Genomic DNA, 17,455 nt, shown 5'->3' with positions numbered 1-17,455 from the left:
CGCAAAGGTTTTATTTGCACTTTACACAGATTTTACAAACGGAAGACGCCCAGTCGAGGCCGGACATGACAACGAAAAAGCCGGCACTAAGGCCGGCATGATAATCATCTTCGTCATCCTCACAAAGGTGAGGACCTAGCGCAATTACACAGAGAGTCTTCTGTTGGCGTGGGCTTCGACCACGTTCACAATGTAGTCGCCCAGCTTTTCGCAGTCGTTCACGATATCCATGTAATGAACTCCAATCTGGTAGCTGTACTTCTGCGATTCAATATCCGCCACGTTCTTTTCCTTGAGGAGCTTGCGGTAATCGTTGATTTCGTTCTCGAAATTCAGCGTGCGGTTCACATCGATTTGCGGGACATCGTTCAAAACGCCGATCATGTGCGTCATAGCGTTGTCGCAGAGTTGCATCAAATGCTTGATGTGTTCGAGCTGGTCTTGCGTAAATTCGCCCTTGCACCTGAACTTGCGATTGATAGCACGAGCCATGTTGTAGCAAGCGTCGCCCATGCTCTCGATTTCAGAAATTTCCTTAAGCATGCACTGCAAAGCGGTCTTACTTTCCGGGCTCAAGCGGCCCTCGCCCACCTTGTTCAGGTAATCGCCAATTTCGATTTCCATGTTGTCGCTGATGCCTTCGTACTTTTCGATGCGGGCGAAGAGCTTCACAAAATCGTTCTCGTTCTTCATGGCCAAAAGGTCCGGCACAAAGTGGAACATCTTCTGCGTACGCACGGCAAACAAGCTGATTTCCTTGCGGGCTTCGAGGAGCGAAAGTTCAGGCGTACCCATCAAGCCAGAGCTAATGAAGTGCAAGCGGGAGTCTTCTTCTTCATCGGAATTCTTCGGCTTGATCACGCGGCACACGAACTTTTCGATGTACTTGATGAACCAAATCTGGAGGAACGTGTTAGAGACGTTGAATGCGGAGTGGAACGTGGCGAGCACCACGGAAATCTTCGCGAGGTTAGCGGCATAGCCTTCGTCGCCCGGACGGATGCCAAGATCAAAGCCGACCACATGGCAAACGGCGCCGAGGAACCACTTGAGCACAATCACCACCCAAATCACACCGATAACGTTAATCGTGAAGTGAGCGAGAGCGGCACGGCGGGCCTGCGTATTGGCCGAGAGTGCCACAATGTTTGCCGTAATCGTCGTACCGATGTTTTCGCCAAGCACAAGCATAATGCCCTGGTCAATATGCAAAACGCCGGTTGAGCAAAGAATCATCGTAATGGCCATGATAGCAGCGGAAGACTGCACGCAAAGCGTAAGCACCGTACCCATCACAAGGAAGAACAGCGAATTGAAGAAGTTCGGATCGCTAAAGCGGGCAAAGAAAGCACTGATCGAAGCGCTTGCCGCCGGGTCCTGCACCACAGCAAAGCCAGTTTCCTTAAGTGTCGTAAGGCCCAAAAAGAGGAATCCAACACCGAACAGGAAATCGCCCACAACGCGTTTCTTGTTCATGTACACAAGGATAATGCCGATGAAGAACGCCGGATACACAAAGTTTGCGATGTTGAACGAGAACCCAAGGCTCATGATCCATGCGGTAACCGTCGTACCAATGTGAGCGCCGAGGATAATCGAAATTGCCTGCATGAGAGTCAAAAGCCCCGCATTAACAAAAGAGACAGTCATCAACGTGGTGGCGGTCGAACTCTGTACAGAGGCTGTAACAAACATACCGGTGAGCATACCCGTAAAACGGTTCGTGGTCATCGTGCCGAGAACATGTCTCAGCTGCGGACCAGCCATTTTCTGCAAGGCTTCACTCATCGACTTCATGCCGAACATGAGGAGCGCCAAGCAACCCAACATTTTAAGAGCCATCCAGGCCATATAGTATTTTTCCTATGTTGCGCCACTACCGGATCATCGTCGCTGCCTTTCAGCTAGTTCGGGCTCATGGCGGTGAATTGTTTTCCGTAAAACCAATGTAAAGTATTTAAAGTCGGTGTAAAATATAGAAAAAAGCTAGGTAAAATCAGCCCCTAAAAACAAGAGAGCCCCGGTCGCGTTGAACCGGGAACAACATAGATAACCGAGCCAAAGAGTAGGGGCTTCGCCCCATCCAGTCTTATTTAACAGGATTCTTCACTTCGCTCCGCTCGTTCAGAATGACGTTTGAAGCAATTAAACAGAGCGCACCATCGCAACGGCCTGGCTTGCGATACCTTCGCCGCGACCCGTGAAACCGAGCTTTTCGGTCGTCGTGCCCTTGATGCCAATCTGCTTTACGTCGAGGCCGAGCACGCGGGCAATGTTTGCCTTCATTTGTTCCTTGTGCGGGTTCACCTTCGGGCGTTCGCACATCACAATGCTATCGATATTGATGATTTCGTAGCCAGCCTTCTTGACTTCTTCGCCGACCTTGCGCAAGAGTTCCAAGCTATCGGCGCCCTTGAAAGCAGGGTCCGTATCCGGGAAGTACGTGCCAATGTCGCCGAGACCAGCGGCACCCAGCAACGCATCGCTAATCGCATGCAAAAGCACGTCAGCATCGCTGTGGCCGAGCAAGCCCTTTTCGTACGGGATGTCCACGCCGCCGATAATGCACTTGCGGCCTTCCACCAACTTGTGAACGTCAAAACCAATACCAGAACGATAAATCTTGTCCATAAATATTCCTCTTTTCTACGTTCGCAAAATTAGCAAAAACTAATCAGAGAACGCATCCGAGGGTTTCTCCACATATCGATAAACCTCACCGTCTTTCACACAACGGATAGAAAGGCCCGCACTTTTTTGAATGAATTCCCAATGAGGTACTATCGCATTGTACTTAAAAATCTCTGCATAGGCACTATAATTGAAATATTCCTGAGCCGACCAAAAATACGCCGTTTTTCCCCTGTCCTTGAACTTCGATGTATTCCAGTCCCACATTCCAATAGGGAGTACCGTAAATTCAAAATCATCTGTACCATTACAGGCATCACAATCCCATCCCGTTTTTGACTTAAGCGACTTGCCGAAAGGGCCAACAACATCATCAGTATTAGTACGAATATAACCCCATTCACTCTGATTCGGTATATGCCAGCCTTCGGGGCAAATTCCACGCACTATTTTTTCACCACTTCCGACATTACATGTTGAGCCAAAGCCACAATCCAAGGGTTTCTCCTCATTTGCCGCTAAAGCCACAGAATCAACAGCAGCAGCCCAAGTATAAAGGCGACCTTCAGCATCACAGTTCGCTTCGTCATTATCGTAGCACCAGTTATTCCCCAACAAACTCGGAGTGGCAGAGCTATCTGCGTAATTCAGATTTTCGGCCATCCATGTCTGCGAAAATTCTTCGCACTTAAATGGTCCAATTTCTGGAGATAAAGACCAAAAAGTCACCGTCTTATAAACACGACCGTCGCGGGCATCGACAATGGAATCGTAAGTCACCTTATATGTCATTACAAATTCCTCGTCATCGGGAATTGGACCGCAATCCAATTTTTTCGACGAACTGGACGATTCTGCTTTTTCCACAGTTTCGCTTGAAGAGGAGGAATCACCATCATCCACCGTTTCACTAGAAGAAATTTCGCTAGAAGAAGACGGTTCATCATCGACAGACTCTTCGCTCGACGAAGACTGTTCAACAACATCAGCAGCCACCGCAGTATCATCATTGCAAGCAACGAAAGTGGCAGACACAAGCATACAAGCAGCCACTAAAGCCATTTTTTTCATCAAATTCATACTAACTCTCCTTTCAACAGCAAAAAATATAGATAAAGTCCGAGGAAACAATAAAAAAACATCCCGACTTTTTCAGCCGGGACGTTTTTCAAAAGGTGATTTCCGCTCGGTGGCGGGAACGACAAATTTCACTATCCGATCAGTGCAAGTGCCGGGCGAGCGCTAATCACGAGGAGTGCGATAGCAGACACGGCAACAGCAAAGCGGAGCAAGTAAACGTATACGTAGTTAGCCTTGCAGCAGATATGGTCGCCACCGCAGCACTTGTCGTCCTTTGCCGGGGCAAAGAGCACATAAGCAATGCGGAGGTAGTAAACCGCAGCCACCAAGGAGAGGCCAAAGCCGATAGCGGCAAGCCAGCCGAGATCAGCATTGAAGGCTTCGGTGAACAGCGTGAACTTGGCGAGGAAACCAGCAACCGGCGGAAGGCCAGCGAGAGAAGCAAGGCACACGGCAACGCCAAGAGCCACAAACGGACGGCGGCGACCAGCACCCTGGAGGTCTTCGAGATTTTCCTTGCAATCATCCTTGCCCGACATGTAGGCAATACCCGTCAAGGCGCCCGCAGAGGCAATCGCATAAGTGATGAGGAAATAGAACATCGGGCCCATCTGGATTTCGCCCTTGCCGAGGTAATTCGGGACCAAGAGGCCAATCACGATAAAGCCAGCGTTCATCACGGCAGAGAATGCCAAGATGCGACGCACAGACTTCTGAGCAAGGCCGCTAAATGCACCAATCACCATGGAAAGGAGTGCAACGACCAAGACCACGTAGAAGAGCGGCTTGGACGGATTAGCAACCGTCACCTTTTCAGCGAGGTTCCACACAGCTTCGGCACCGGAGCGCGTCACGAGAACGCTTACCCAGACCGTACCAAGAGCAGCAAGAGCACCGACCTTCACGACAGCGGCCATAAAGCCCGTCACAGCGACAGAGGCGCCCGTATAGACGTCAGCCACCCAGAAGTGGAGCGGAGCAGCACCGGCCTTGAAGAGGAGGCCTGCAATCACAAAGAGCATACCGATGCTGTAGATTGCCATACGGCCTTCGAGCACATGACCGCAGAAATGCGTCGAGCCCGTTGCACCGTAAATCAATGCAACACCGTAGAGGAAGATGGCACTGAAAACAGCTCCAGAGACGAAATATTTGAACACGCCTTCGTTAGCGTTCACGTCCTTACGGCGAATGCCCACGAGAGCGTAAATCGGGAAGCTCGTGAGTTCCATCGCAATGAACAAGGCAACAAAGTCGATAGCCTGGGTCATGAGCATTGCACCGCTAGTGGCAAGCATCATGAGGCCATAAGCTTCACCGCCCTTGAACTGTTCACGGCCAAGAGTCCACTGAAGGCCCGAAATGCCGAGGAAACCGCAAAGGAGGATTGCAGCGCAAAGCACGCGGCGAACCGGGTCCATCGCGTAAAGGTTCAAGAGAGCTTCGGTCTTAGCGTAGTACAAAGCGGCTACGCTAAGAGCAATGAAGAAAGCAGCCACCCAAGGAAGAACCTTGTGCTTGTTTTCGTCGCGCAAGAACGGTTCAGCAGCGAGAGCCACCATGCCGCCCAAGACCACGAAGATCACCGGCAAGAGAAAAACAAGATTACTTAGCATCGGAAGCCTCCTTCACAGAATTTTCAGATTTTGCAGCAGCTTCAGGATTTTCAACGCTCTTCATCTGGGCGATGATAGATGCACGTTCATCCTCCTTGAAACCGGCGGCAGCGAGAGTCGAATCCAACTGGTGGATTTCTTCAGCTGTCATCGGAGCTTCGCCATTGTTGAGAGCGGCACTGTTCAGCACCTGAACTGCAGCCGGGTCTTCAGTAGATTCAGCTTCATTGAGGGAATTCGTCACATATGCCGGGTGGAAACCGAACACGAGGAGGAGCAAAAGCATCACACCGATGCTGACGCCTTCAAGCGGCATTGTGCGACGACCTTCTTCGTATTCACGAGCAGCCTTCCCGAAGATGACCTTCTGGATGAAGCGGAGCATGTATGCAGCGGAGAGGATCAAGGTAAATCCAGCCACGAGAGCCGGGAGCGGGCCCATATCCCACAAGGAGAGGAGCACGGAGAATTCACCGACGAAGCCTGCCGTACCAGGAACTGCAAGTGCCATCACGCCGGCAAAGCCAAAGAGCGTCGAGAAGACCGGATTCTTGGAAGAAAGACCGCCAAGCTTATCAAGTTCACGCGTACCCGCCATGCGTTCTGCAATACCCATGAGGTAGAACTGGGCGCCAGCCGAAATGCCATGAGCAACGAGCAACATGAGCACAGCCGGGAGCATCGCTTCAGAGACGCTAAAGACGCCAGCCACAGCGAGGCCCAAGTGACCCATGGAACTGAAGGCAAGGAGTTTCTTACCATCCGTTGCGCGGAGAGCCATGAGAGCGCCATAGACAGCAGTGAAGAGGCCAAGCCACATCATGCAAGAAACGGCGTTCATCGAAAGCGGGAAAATCGGGAGGATCCAGACGATAAAGCCAAACACACCCGCCTTACTCATTGCACCCGTGAGGATTGCAGAGAGCGGAGCCGGAGCTTCAGCGTAAGTGATTGCCTGCCAGCCGTGGAACGGGAAAATCGGAGTCTTCACGAGGAATGCCAAGAGGAAGCACACGAGAAGGACGTTCTGAGTGCCTTCCGGGAGACCCTGGAGAGCAACAGCAAGCGAGAGGAGCGTCGAGTTATCTGCAATAGAGAGCAAATACCAGAGAGCGACCATCATCGGAGCAGAGCCGACCAACGTGTAAATCGCAAACGTCATCGCGGCCTTCATTCTGTCCTTGCCGCCAAAACCAGCGATGAGAACCGCAGCCGGAATCACCATGGCTTCGAAGAAGAAGAAGAAGAGCACAGCATCAGCTGCAAGGAAGGTGCCGTTCATGGCGCCCATCAAGGAGAAGATGCCGATAGCGAAGTTGCGATAGCTTCTGCAAGTAATTGCACGTGCAGAAATCAAAGCCACGAGAGAAAGGCCGCTGGAGAGGAACACCATCCAGGAGGCAAGTCCGTGACTCGTGAGGTAGTAGTAAACAGGTCCCTTGCAACCAGGAATCTGGAACCATTCAATAGCTTCCGTCGAAACGCTACCGCCAGCAATCAAGGCGACAGACATGGCGGTAAAGCCAATGCCCATCAGAATGGCAAGGCGGGAAGAAGACTTGGAGTCTTCCTTGGACGTCATCACCATGAGGATGGCGGCGACGAACGGGGCGAGGACAAGGAGATGTAACAGCATTAGAGAGTACCTCCAGTCAAAATAACAATAGCCAACAACGCCACCAGCCCAAGAATGCTAAGGGCAATCTGGAGGCGAACCTTGCGCACCTGGAACGAGGCGGCGCCGTCACCGAGAATCGTTGCGATTGCACCAATCGTCCACTGGGCAGCCGCGAGAATCTTGTCGACAACGACATCGCAGATCCATGCAAGCACGTTAACCGGGATGATACCCACGTACTTGTGGATGGAATCGAACAGGAACGTCCACGTAGCCTTGCCACCTTCAGGAGCGGAGCTACCCTTAGCAGCCGGGATACGGGCGTTAGCGTAAATCTTGTAAGCGATGAACATACCGAGGAGGGCTGCCACCGTACCGAGAGCAGCAAAGACCACCGGGTTCACGTGAGCAACCACAGCCGGAGTGTTGTAAGCCTGGGCGGCGCCAACGACCGGAGCGAGCGTTTCAGCAAAGAACTTGATGCCGATGGAATCAGCCCAAAGGTAACCGGCAAACACAGCACCGAAGGCGAGAATCACCATCGGGATGAGCATGACAGCCGGAGCTTCGTGGATGTGTTCTTCACTTTCCTTGGAACCGCGGTAGCTACCGAAGAACGTAAGGATAATGAGGCGACCCATGTAGACAGCGGTAATCACAGCCGTAATGAGGCCCACGACGTAAACAGCCTGGCCCATCGTGCCACTCATGAAAATCTTTTCGAGAATCAAGTCCTTGGACCAGAAACCGGAGAAGCCCGGGAAGCCGACAATCGCGAGGAACGCAAAGATCATCACGCAGGCAGTCACCGGAGTCTTCTTCAAAAGGCCACCCATCTTGCGCATGTCCTGTTCGCCCGAGAGAGCGTGAATCACGGCACCAGCGCCAAGGAAGAGCGCCGCCTTGAAGAAGGCGTGCGTAAACACGTGGAAGATAGAAGCGTCAAAGGCGCAAACACCAGAAGCCATGAACATGTAACCGAGCTGGCTAATGGTAGAATAAGCAAGAACCTTCTTTATGTCGTTCTGGAAGAGACCTGCAACAGCAGCCCAGAAAGCAGTGAGCATACCGACCACCACGATAATGTCGAGCACCACCGGGAGGAGAGCAAACATGCTGCCAAGACGGGCGAGCAAATAGACGCCAGAAGTCACCATCGTTGCGGCATGGATCAAGGCAGAAACCGGAGTCGGACCCGCCATAGCATCCGGAAGCCAGGTAAGGAGCGGAATCTGAGCGGACTTACCCGTGCAACCGATGAAGAAGAGGATACCAGCGATAGAAAGAACCGGAACGATCAAGTCAACGTGGTTACCATTGATGACCATGCTGATGAAGTTCGTAAGCACATCGTAGTTGAGGATAGCAGAGCCACCGATCGTCACGAGGCAGAGCATACCGAGCAAGAAGCCGATATCGCCCACGCGGTTCACGATGAAAGCCTTGTTAGCGGCATGGCAATTCTTGATATCCTTGTTCCAGAAACCGATGAGGAGGTAGGAGCAGAGACCCACGCCTTCCCAACCGAGGAACGTGAGGAGCAAGTTGTCCGAGAGCACGAGCACGATCATGCTGAACAAGAAGAGGTTGATGTAGGCGAAGTAACGGGCAAAGCCGCGGTCGCCGTGCATGTAACCGATCGAGTAGAGAGCGATGAGAGAGCCAATGCCAGTCACGAACAGGAGCATGATGCGGGAAAGACCATCGAACAGGAATCCGATATCCACGCGGAACATCGGAATGTCAATCCAGTTGCAGAGCGTTTCACGGACGCCGCCTTCCGGCATGTTGAGCGAAAGGAGAGCAACACCAGCAAAGGAGAGTGCCGGGAAGAGGACTGCGAGCGTTCCAACGAAACCTTCAGCAGGGCCCTTCTTGCTACCCGAAGAAATGACGGCGATAGCACCGAGGATAATGCATCCCAACAGCGGGAAGAGAGGTATCAAACCAAGAGAAATCATTGCTTATTACCCCTTCATGTTAGAATACGTGTCGGCGTCAACGCTTTCACGGTTGCGGAAAATGAGGATGACCATGGCAAGGCCGACGCAAGCTTCAGCTGCAGCGACTGCGATGGAGAACAGCGGAACCACCTGGCCCACAATGCTTGCCTCCGCAGGCAGAGTCTTTGCAAAGCCCACGAAGGAGAGGTTCACGGCGTTCAGGGCAAGTTCAACGCCCATCAGCACAAAGAACACATTGCGGCGAGAGACCGCGACCATGAGGCCGATGGCGAAAATGACCAGGGCCAAGATCTGAACATATATAGCTTGGAGTTCCATTAGTGTTTATCCTCCGTTTTTTCGGATTCCACAGAACCAAGGCGCTTCTTGGCGAGAAGCACTGCGGCACCCATGGCAGAAAGCAGAAGCACACCGAGGACTTCGAAAAGCACGAAGTAACCCGGGCCGTTCTGAGCTACATCAAAGAGAGTCTTGGAAGTGATTGCCACAGAACCGCGAACCGTTGCAGCATCAAAGGCGATCGGGGCGCGGACGAGGGCAAAGCCCACGAGACCGGCAAGCACGATGACGGCAGGAATCACAAAGAGCGAAACCTTGTCAAACATCGGCGTGTGGGAGTCACGGGCGCCATTCAAGACCATAATCACGAACGTGAGGAGCATCATGATGGCTCCTGCGTAGACCATGATCTGCACGACACCGAGGAACGGACTTCCGAGAAGGCCGTAGATACCGGCAAGGGACACCATCGAAGCGACCAGCGAAAGGGCGCCATAAAGCGGGTGTCTAGAGAGGAGCACGCAAACGGCACTGCCGACTGCGATCACTGCGAGGACAATGAAATAAATCAATGCAAGCATTATTTGACCTCCATGCCCCAGACCTTGCGGGCCTCGGCATTCTTTGTACCGCCCGGAGCCATCTGGCTCTGTTCGTCATTCGGGTAATCCTTCGGATCCCAGTTGGTGAGATCGTAAAGGTGTGCCACAAAGTCTTCGCGGGAACGGTGTTCGAAAATGATTTGCTTCGTATCCATGCGAAGGGCATCGACCGGGCAAGCTTCTGCGCAAAGACCGCAGAACACGCAAGTCAGGTGATCGATGTCAAAGCGCATTACGCGCTTTTCGATACGCGGGTCATCGCTCTGCGTTGCTTCAATGAAGATGCAGTGAGCAGGGCAAGCCGCAGCGCACATGCCGCAGGCCACGCAGCGAGGCGTACCATCCGGGCGAAGCATCAAGCGGTGCTTGGCACGGTAGGTATTGCGGATTTCGGGCTGACCTTCCGGATAAGAAATCGTCGGAAGTTCTTCATAGCGGAACAAGCCACGAGCCGCATGCTTAAGGGTTGTCCACAGACCGCGAATCGCCTCGAAAATGTAAAGGCGTTCGATGACGGTCATCGGTTTTTGCTTAATAACGCGCATTAGTTACCCCCTAAAAGTTTTGCAATGACCGCAGTCACCACGAGGTTGATGAGGGCGATATTCAAGATAATCTTCCAGCCGAGGTGCATCACGTGGTCATAGCGGAAGCGCGGGAGCGTCCAGCGGACCCAAATCCAGACCCAGCAGAAGATGAGGCTCTTTGCCACGAGTACGAGCAAGTGGATGAGGGCCGTACCGACTGCGGTTGCAAAGCTACCGACAGCGAGACCGTTCACCACGAAGTTTTCAGGATTGTAGAAGAACCAGGCGCAAACACCGAGAGCAATAAATGCAGCGGCAGCGACCCAGGCCACAATCTTGTAAAGCTTGTATTCCTTGAGAATTTCAAAGCGGTTTGTAAGATTCGTTGCCTTGAGCTTTCTGGAATAGCGGTAAATCATGTGGAGGAAAGCGAGAGCGATGAAAGCGAGCACACCACAGAGAATGGCAAGGGAGCCGCCCATGTGTTCCTGCATCGTTTCGGTCGTCACAAACGGAACTGCATAACCGCCAAGGAACAGTGTTGCAATGAGGAAGCTGTTGATGCAGATGTGCGAGTATTCGCCCATGTAGAAGAGACCGAACTGCATAGCGCCATATTCCGTATGGTAACCGGCGACGAGTTCAGGTTCACCTTCAGCGACGTCGAACGGAGCACGGCCCGTTTCAGCAATGCTTGCAATGAGGAAGCAGAAGAATGCGACCGGCTGGGCAACGATGCCCCACACGTGATTTTCCTGCCACTGCACAATGTCCGTGAGGTTGAAAGAACCGGCGAGGAGCAAAATGCCCATGAGCGAAAGTCCGAGGCAGACTTCGTAGCTGATGGTCATCGAGCTCGTACGGAGAGCGCCCAAGAAGCTGTACTTGGACTTGGAAGCCCAACCAGCGAGCATGGCACCGTAAGCCGAGATCGAGGAGAAACCGAAGAGCAAGAGCACGCCCACATCGGAATCGATGATGGAACCTGCAATGCGAACCGTTTCGCCACCCCAGTCAAAGATCATCGGTCCAAACCACGGGATTACGCACGGAGAAAGGAACACGATAGCGAACGGGATTGCCGGAGCTACATAGTAAAGGAGCTTGTTCACGCCAGCAGGTGCAAACATTTCCTTGAAGAAGAGCTTCGTACCGTCGCACATGTTCTGCACGTAACCGAGTAAGCGGATCTTGCCGAAGTACGGGATCTTGATGTAGGAGCGGTTCGGGCCCTGACGGTCTTGCATGAAGCCCGCGCCACGACGTTCCATCGGGATTAAAAGGAGGATGTAAAGGACAGGTACGAAGCAGAAAGCGAACTTCGCAATCGTAATTGCCCATTCAATCCAGGTTTTGGATTCAATAATATCCATTATGCGTTACCTCCCAGGAGCTTTCCTGTGCTCTTGATGGCATCATAGGTAATGTCGGCGAAAGCCGGCACGTATTCACGAGCCTTCTTGAAAGCTTCGCAAGCCGAATTGAACTTGTTGCCAGCCAAAGCGGAAATCACTTCGTAAGCCGGGGCAAGCTTTTCATCCGGGCAAGTCGGAGCAGCAGAGAGCTTCTGCAAGATGTTGAGGCTGTTGACCATCGTACCCTGGACTTCGCTCCAGTGACGGATACCGAATGCGACCTTAGCCTTCTTGGCGGTAGCGTCATCGAAAGCAGAAAGGGCGATGCGGTTCGAAATCTTGTCGAGAGCCTTTGCTGCAGCAGCGTCTTCACCGTAGAGGTCAGCGTTCACCGTGATGAGGTTGCTGAATTCGCCTGCGCGCTTGAGGAGTTCTGCAACATCTGCAAAACCCATGAGCTGCATGCCTGCGCGGTTTGCCACCGGGTCACCGCTCTTGGCGATACCGTCCGGAGCGTTCACCTTGAGAAGGGAACCACCGAAGAGTTCAGCGCGGTCACCGAGAGCTTCCTTGAGCATCTTGAGAGCAGCGAGGTCTTCGTTCGTGCAAGCGCCACCAGCAACGAGAGCGACCTTGCCACCGCTAATCTGGATAGCGGAAGCGTCAATTGCCGGCAAGCGGTTCTTGTCAAACTGCTGGAAAGCGAGACGGCTCGTATTGGAGAGCCAGCTGCGGTTCACTTCCGGGTTGCAACGCGGCATCACGCGATAGATGCGGCCATCGGCGTGGTCAAGCCAAATGTTTGCACCGAGGGAGTCGTCCATCGAAATCGTCGGCGTGTGGGCAAGGAGCCAAACGCGCTTCTGGAAGCGGAAGTACTTTGCCGTCATGGCGCCCGTCGGGCATACGTCCGTGACACAGAGATCGTATTCATGGTCGAGCTTTTCGCCCGGGAAGGTAGTAATGTAAGTATGGTCGGCACGGCCAGCAAGCTGGAGCTGTTCGTCCTTAGCGATGCTACGCATAAAGCGTACGCAACGGTCGCACTGCACGCAACGTTCTTCGTCGAGCAAAATGCGCGGACCGATGTCCACATGCTTACCGCCACGGAGCTGACCCTTCGCATCAATGAACTGATGTTCCGGATTGCCGTGGTAATTCTTGCCGTATTCCGGACGGAGGCGGCCTTCGTTCTGGCCAGCTTCCATGTAGTTTTCCTGCAAGGTGCATTCACCAGCCTTGTCGCAAATCGGGCAATCTAGCGGGTGGTTCACCAGCATGAATTCCTGTGTAGCCTTGCGGGCGTTTTTCACGCGGGCGCTGGAGGCCGGGGTATAAATCTTCATCCCCGGAGTCACAGGAGTATAGCACGAAATCACGAGCATGCGACCGCGCGGGCCTTCCTGCTCTACCAGGCACTGACGGCAGTTACCCGATACCGGCAAATACGGATGATAACATACGTGAGGAGTTTCAATCCCGACAGCCTTCAGGGCTTCGAGGAGGTTGGTATCGCCAGGAACCATCACGGCCTTGTCATCCACGAAGATTTCTACCTTCGGGCTTGCTTCGGTCGGGAGTTTCGGCATATTGTAGTAGTTACTCATATTATTACCAGAAAATTCCAGGACGACTTGTTTCTTGAATACGCGGTTTTGCGTGTTCGGGGTTCTTAGCGATATATTCGTCAAAGTCCGCACGGAACTTTGCTGTGTAGCTCGAAACCGGGCCACCCAAAGAAATGGAGAGCGGGCAAATCGTCACGCCACCAAATCCGCTAGAAAGGCTCTGCATGAGTTCCACATCGCCATCGTGACCGTTGCCGGCCACCATCTGGTTCAAGATGCGGTGCAAGAGGCCTGTACCTTCACGGCACGGCGTGCACTGGCCGCAAGATTCATGGCTATAGAAGTTGCCGAGGCAATTCAAAAGGTCTGCCATGTTGTGCGTATCGTTAATCACGATCATAGCGCCAGAACCAAACATCGTCTTCATCGAGGCGAGGCATTCGTAGTCCATCGTGGCGACAGCAGCTTCTTCTGCCGTAAGCGGAGCGCAAGAAGAACCGCCCGGGAGCACAGCCTTGAGCTTGCCACCCACAACGCCACCGGCGTAATCGTTAATCATAGTCATCATCGGAGTGCCGAGAGGAGCTTCGTACACGCCCGGATTCTTCACGTCACCGGAAATGCAGAACACCTTCGTACCACCGGCGCGCGGCGTACCCATCTTGGCGTAGTCGCTCGGGTCGTGGCTCAAAATCCACGGAAGCGACATGATGGTTTCGACGTTGTTCACGCAAGTCGGGGACTTCCAGGCACCGCAAACAGCCGGGAACGGCGGTTTCAAGCGCGGCTGGCCCTTCTGGCCTTCAAGAGAGTTAATAAGAGCAGTTTCTTCACCGCAAATGTAGGCGCCAGCACCGCGATGCACAAAGATATCAAAGCTGAACTTCGTGCCGCAAATGTTTTCGCCGAGGTAGCCAGCAGCGTAAGCCTGGTTCAAAGCCTTGTTCAAGGCTTCGATGCACGGGAGGAATTCGCCACGGCAGTAGATGTAGGCTGCGCGAGAGCCAAGAGCCCAAGCGGCAATGATAAGGCCTTCGATCAAGCGGTGCGGATCTTCGAGCATGAGGAAGTGGTCCTTAAAGGTACCGCCTTCGCCTTCATCAGCGTTTACGACAATGTAAACCGGCTTGCCCGTACCACGCGGCACAAAGCTCCACTTCATGCCCGTCGGGAAGCCTGCACCACCGCGTCCGCGGAGGTTAGAACGTTGCACGTAATCGATGAGCTCAAACTGGCTCATGTTGAACAAGCGTTCAGAAATGTTGGAGTAGCCACCCAGCTTCTTATAGACTTCGATGTCCTGGGCGCCCTTGCCAAAGTTCTGCGTACAAACTTTTACACATTCAGCCATAATTAAACCGCCTTTTGTTCCGGTGCGGGCTTCTGCTTAGTCACAGCAACAGCCGAGGGTTTAGCAACACGTTCACCGGAGGTCGCAATCATACGGTATTCGTCACCGACCTTTCCGTTCGGGTCCACAAAAGCCTTGTCCTTCACGCCCGGCTCGCCCACAGCGACCCAGTCATTGCCGTTCTTCTTTTCGACGACAATCTTCGTGAATTCCGGAGCGCCCTTCCAAGTGAGGGTAGCGCCCGTTTCGTCAGCTTCGGACTTGACATTCAAAACCGGAGAAGGAGGAGCGTAGTCAGCAACCTGCGGCTTTGCAACAGCACCCGGAGCGCCCGGATGACCGCAGTGGCCCTTCACCGTACCGCCGAGCACATCGTGCTTCGGAATGTTGTCTTCATGAGCATAGCACCACTTGAGGATGCGGTCGATGCTGTCGGTCGTAAGCTTTGTACCCGGCTTCATCGTGAGCACGTCGCCATCAGCGTCTGTAGCGAAGTCGTCATTCACGAGCATCATCGGGCCGTTACCGCAAGAACCGAGGCATTCCACCTGGAGGATCGTAAAGAGACCATCCGGAGTCGTTTCGCCCGTCTTGATGTTCAAAGCATGTTCCACATAAGCGATTAAACTCGGAGCGCCCTTGATGGTGCAGCTGATGTTACGGCAGAACTGCAAGAGGAACTTGCCCTTCGGAGCGTGGTTGTACATCGTGTAGAACGTAGCAACGCCAAGAGCATGAGCCGGAGCGCAACCGCAGACGTTTGCAGCCCAGCGGATACCTTCGCGCGGCACCCAGCCAAACACGCCCTGCACAAGCCAAAGCACTTCGAGAAGTGCGGCCTGACCGACCGGATAGCGGCTGAGCAAATCAGCGCAGCGTTCCTTGATTTCAGGCGTATTGAGCTTAGCGAGCACTTCAGCCGTAGGCGGCTGCGGCACAGGCTTGTTCACATAGCCAAACTTCTGGCCCGGATCCGGCAATGCATCAATCGGCTGTGCCGGACGGTCGAACTTCAAATGATTGTTCGAAACAAATTGGACAGCGCCAGTAATATGTTCTCTCATCGGTCAAGTTCTCCAGCAATAATGTTGAGACCCGAAAGCACGGCCATGGAGTCAGCCAAGAGACCGCCTTCGACGAGTTCATGGAATGCAGCAAACTGCGTGAGGCAAGGCGGACGCACCTTGATACGGTACGGATGGCCAGAGCCGTCAGAAATAATCGTGAAGCCAAGTTCACCGTTAGCGCATTCGGAACCGCAGTAGTATTCGCCTTCCGGAACGCGGATGCCTTCGTAAACGCTCTTGAAGCGACCGATAAGGCCTTCCATATCCTGGTAAGCGAGCTTGTGAGACGGCACGCGGATGCGCGGATCGACGATATCGACCGGGCCCGGAGCAAGGCGCTTCAAAGCCTGGCGCACAATCTTCACGGATTCTTCGATTTCGGCCAAACGAACCTGCAAACGGTCATTGCAGTCGCCCTGAGTGCCGACCACGACTTCCCAGTCGTAGGTTTCATAATCGTAGTACGGTTCGTCCTTGCGGAGGTCAGCGGCAACGCCAGATGCACGGAGGCACGGGCCGGTCCAGCCGTAGCTGATTGCCTTTTCGGCAGAAATCTTACCGATACCCACCGTACGGTCAAGGAAGATGCGGTTACGGTCTAAGCAGGCGTGCAAGTCCTTCAAAGCCTTTTCGGTAGAGTTGAGGGCTGCGAGAACGTCCTGTTCAAAGCCTTCGTAGCTATCGCGGTAGAGGCCGCCAATGCGTGCAAAGCTGTTCGTAAGGCGTGCACCCGTGAGCTTTTCCCAGATGCACATGATTTCTTCACGCGGGTTGAAGGCGTACATGAACGGAGTCGTACCGCCCAAGTCCTGGAACGCAGCAGCAACGCACACAAAGTGGTCGTTGATACGGCTAAGTTCGTTCACAATCACGCGGAGGACCTTGGAACGTTCCGGGATTTCAACACCGAACATGTTTTCGACTGCACGGCAGAACGCAATGTTGTTCATGATAGCAGAGCAGTAGTTCAAGCGGTCCGTGTACGGGACAACTTGCTGCCAAGTGCCGCGTTCGACCATCTTTTCGAACCCGCGGTGCAGGTAGCCGATTTCTTCGACAGATGCCACGATGGTTTCACCATCCATAGCGGTCAAGAATCGCAAGCAACCGTGAGTTGCCGGGTGGCTAGGCCCAACGTTCAAGGGCATCAAATTCAGCTTTTCGCCATTCGGATCTAATACGATCATGCCTTGATACTCCCTTCCAAAAATTCATTGTCGTTCGTTTCCACTTCCTTAGAGCGCTGGATGACCTTGTAGCCAAGTTCTTCGAGGCGCTTTTCGAGTTCCGGAAGCAGGTAGTCGTTTGTCGAGAGCCACTGGCGCTTCTGGGCAGGGTAATCCTTGCGGAGCGGATGGCCAACAAATTCAACGTGGTTCAACAAGCGGCGGAGGTCCGGATGACCTTCAAAAATCACACCGAACTGGTCATAGACTTCGCGTTCGTACCAGTTCGCATTGGCGTAGAGGTCGCTAATCGTCGGGACCTTGAGGCTTTCTTCGGACACCAGCACCTTAAGACGGATGCGGGCACCCGGATTTTTCATGCTCTTGAAAGCATAAGAGACCGCAAAGCGGGGGCCTTCGTGATTCGGGTAAGTCAAGTAGTCGATACCGGCAATGTCCACGAGCATATCGAACTTGATGCCGGATTCTTCCTTGAGGAACTGGACTGCGTTATGCAGATAGGGAGCAGCAACGACAGCCGTGATGCCCCACTTATCGAGCGGTTCGCGCTTGACGTCAAACTTTCCTTCAAGGGCGGCGAAGATTTCTTCAACAGTCATTCTTCTACTCC

At 53.3% G+C, this 17,455-nt stretch carries 15 protein-coding genes; all 15 read right to left on the bottom strand.

Translation table 11 applies throughout. From position 1 onward, the window contains the following. Positions 1-144 precede the first annotated feature (144 nt). The 15 genes from CRN95_RS05600 to CRN95_RS05530 all read right to left on the bottom strand — a co-directional run bounded on the left by CRN95_RS05600 (position 145) and on the right by CRN95_RS05530 (position 17,444). Positions 145-1,851 (bottom strand): Na/Pi cotransporter family protein, encoded by a 1,707-nt coding sequence (locus tag CRN95_RS05600; protein WP_073423376.1) that lies wholly within the window; start codon positions 1,849-1,851, stop codon positions 145-147. A 294-nt stretch (positions 1,852-2,145) separates the two neighbouring features. After that, positions 2,146-2,631, bottom strand: coding sequence for a 2-C-methyl-D-erythritol 2,4-cyclodiphosphate synthase (gene ispF / locus CRN95_RS05595; RefSeq protein ID WP_072827534.1), 486 nt, complete (start codon positions 2,629-2,631; stop codon positions 2,146-2,148). A gap of 39 nt (positions 2,632-2,670) precedes the next feature. After that, a complete protein-coding gene (locus CRN95_RS05590; RefSeq protein ID WP_097020324.1) occupies positions 2,671-3,711 on the bottom strand; it encodes an FISUMP domain-containing protein in 1,041 nt (346 codons plus the stop codon). Between the two features lie 131 nt (positions 3,712-3,842). Beyond that, positions 3,843-5,327: an NADH-quinone oxidoreductase subunit N gene (locus CRN95_RS05585; RefSeq protein ID WP_097020323.1), complete on the bottom strand. Its 1,485-nt coding sequence runs from the start codon at positions 5,325-5,327 to the stop codon at positions 3,843-3,845. Next, on the bottom strand, positions 5,317-6,963 hold the full coding sequence (locus CRN95_RS05580; RefSeq protein ID WP_088630767.1) for a NuoM family protein: 1,647 nt from the start codon (positions 6,961-6,963) through the stop codon (positions 5,317-5,319). Before CRN95_RS05580 ends, CRN95_RS05585 begins: the two co-directional genes overlap by 11 nt. Beyond that, on the bottom strand, positions 6,963-8,906 hold the full coding sequence (gene nuoL / locus CRN95_RS05575; protein WP_097020322.1) for an NADH-quinone oxidoreductase subunit L: 1,944 nt from the start codon (positions 8,904-8,906) through the stop codon (positions 6,963-6,965). The genes CRN95_RS05580 and nuoL overlap by 1 nt, the downstream gene beginning before the upstream one ends. Positions 8,907-8,912: 6 nt before the next feature. Next, positions 8,913-9,227, bottom strand: coding sequence for an NADH-quinone oxidoreductase subunit NuoK (gene nuoK, locus CRN95_RS05570; protein WP_085490964.1), 315 nt, complete (start codon positions 9,225-9,227; stop codon positions 8,913-8,915). Next, on the bottom strand, positions 9,227-9,769 hold the full coding sequence (locus CRN95_RS05565) for an NADH-quinone oxidoreductase subunit J (protein WP_097020321.1): 543 nt from the start codon (positions 9,767-9,769) through the stop codon (positions 9,227-9,229). Before CRN95_RS05565 ends, nuoK begins: the two co-directional genes overlap by 1 nt. Next, positions 9,769-10,335, bottom strand: coding sequence for an NADH-quinone oxidoreductase subunit I (locus CRN95_RS05560; RefSeq protein WP_015732213.1), 567 nt, complete (start codon positions 10,333-10,335; stop codon positions 9,769-9,771). The genes CRN95_RS05565 and CRN95_RS05560 overlap by 1 nt, the downstream gene beginning before the upstream one ends. Further along, positions 10,335-11,690, bottom strand: coding sequence for a complex I subunit 1 family protein (locus CRN95_RS05555; RefSeq protein ID WP_085490965.1), 1,356 nt, complete (start codon positions 11,688-11,690; stop codon positions 10,335-10,337). The genes CRN95_RS05560 and CRN95_RS05555 overlap by 1 nt, the downstream gene beginning before the upstream one ends. Continuing rightward, the gene (locus CRN95_RS05550) at positions 11,690-13,279 is read right to left on the bottom strand and encodes a 2Fe-2S iron-sulfur cluster-binding protein (RefSeq protein WP_097020320.1); all 1,590 of its coding nucleotides are present in this window, start codon (positions 13,277-13,279) and stop codon (positions 11,690-11,692) included. Before CRN95_RS05550 ends, CRN95_RS05555 begins: the two co-directional genes overlap by 1 nt. 4 nt (positions 13,280-13,283) lie before the next feature. Continuing rightward, positions 13,284-14,591, bottom strand: a complete 1,308-nt coding sequence (nuoF, locus tag CRN95_RS05545) for an NADH-quinone oxidoreductase subunit NuoF (protein WP_073423386.1) — start codon at positions 14,589-14,591, stop codon at positions 13,284-13,286. Positions 14,592-14,593: 2 nt separating this feature from the next. Next, positions 14,594-15,655, bottom strand: a complete 1,062-nt coding sequence (locus tag CRN95_RS05540; protein ID WP_097020319.1) for an NAD(P)H-dependent oxidoreductase subunit E — start codon at positions 15,653-15,655, stop codon at positions 14,594-14,596. After that, complete coding sequence (locus CRN95_RS05535; protein WP_097020318.1) at positions 15,652-16,845, bottom strand: NADH-quinone oxidoreductase subunit D; 1,194 nt, start codon at positions 16,843-16,845, stop codon at positions 15,652-15,654. The genes CRN95_RS05540 and CRN95_RS05535 overlap by 4 nt, the downstream gene beginning before the upstream one ends. Continuing rightward, the gene (locus tag CRN95_RS05530) at positions 16,842-17,444 is read right to left on the bottom strand and encodes an NADH-quinone oxidoreductase subunit C (protein WP_073423388.1); all 603 of its coding nucleotides are present in this window, start codon (positions 17,442-17,444) and stop codon (positions 16,842-16,844) included. Before CRN95_RS05530 ends, CRN95_RS05535 begins: the two co-directional genes overlap by 4 nt. Between the last annotated feature and the right edge of the window lie 11 nt (positions 17,445-17,455).

It is taken from the genome of Fibrobacter sp. UWB16, from assembly GCF_900215325.1.
Taxonomy (GTDB): domain Bacteria; phylum Fibrobacterota; class Fibrobacteria; order Fibrobacterales; family Fibrobacteraceae; genus Fibrobacter.
This window is presented reverse-complemented; position numbering and strand designations above follow the sequence as displayed.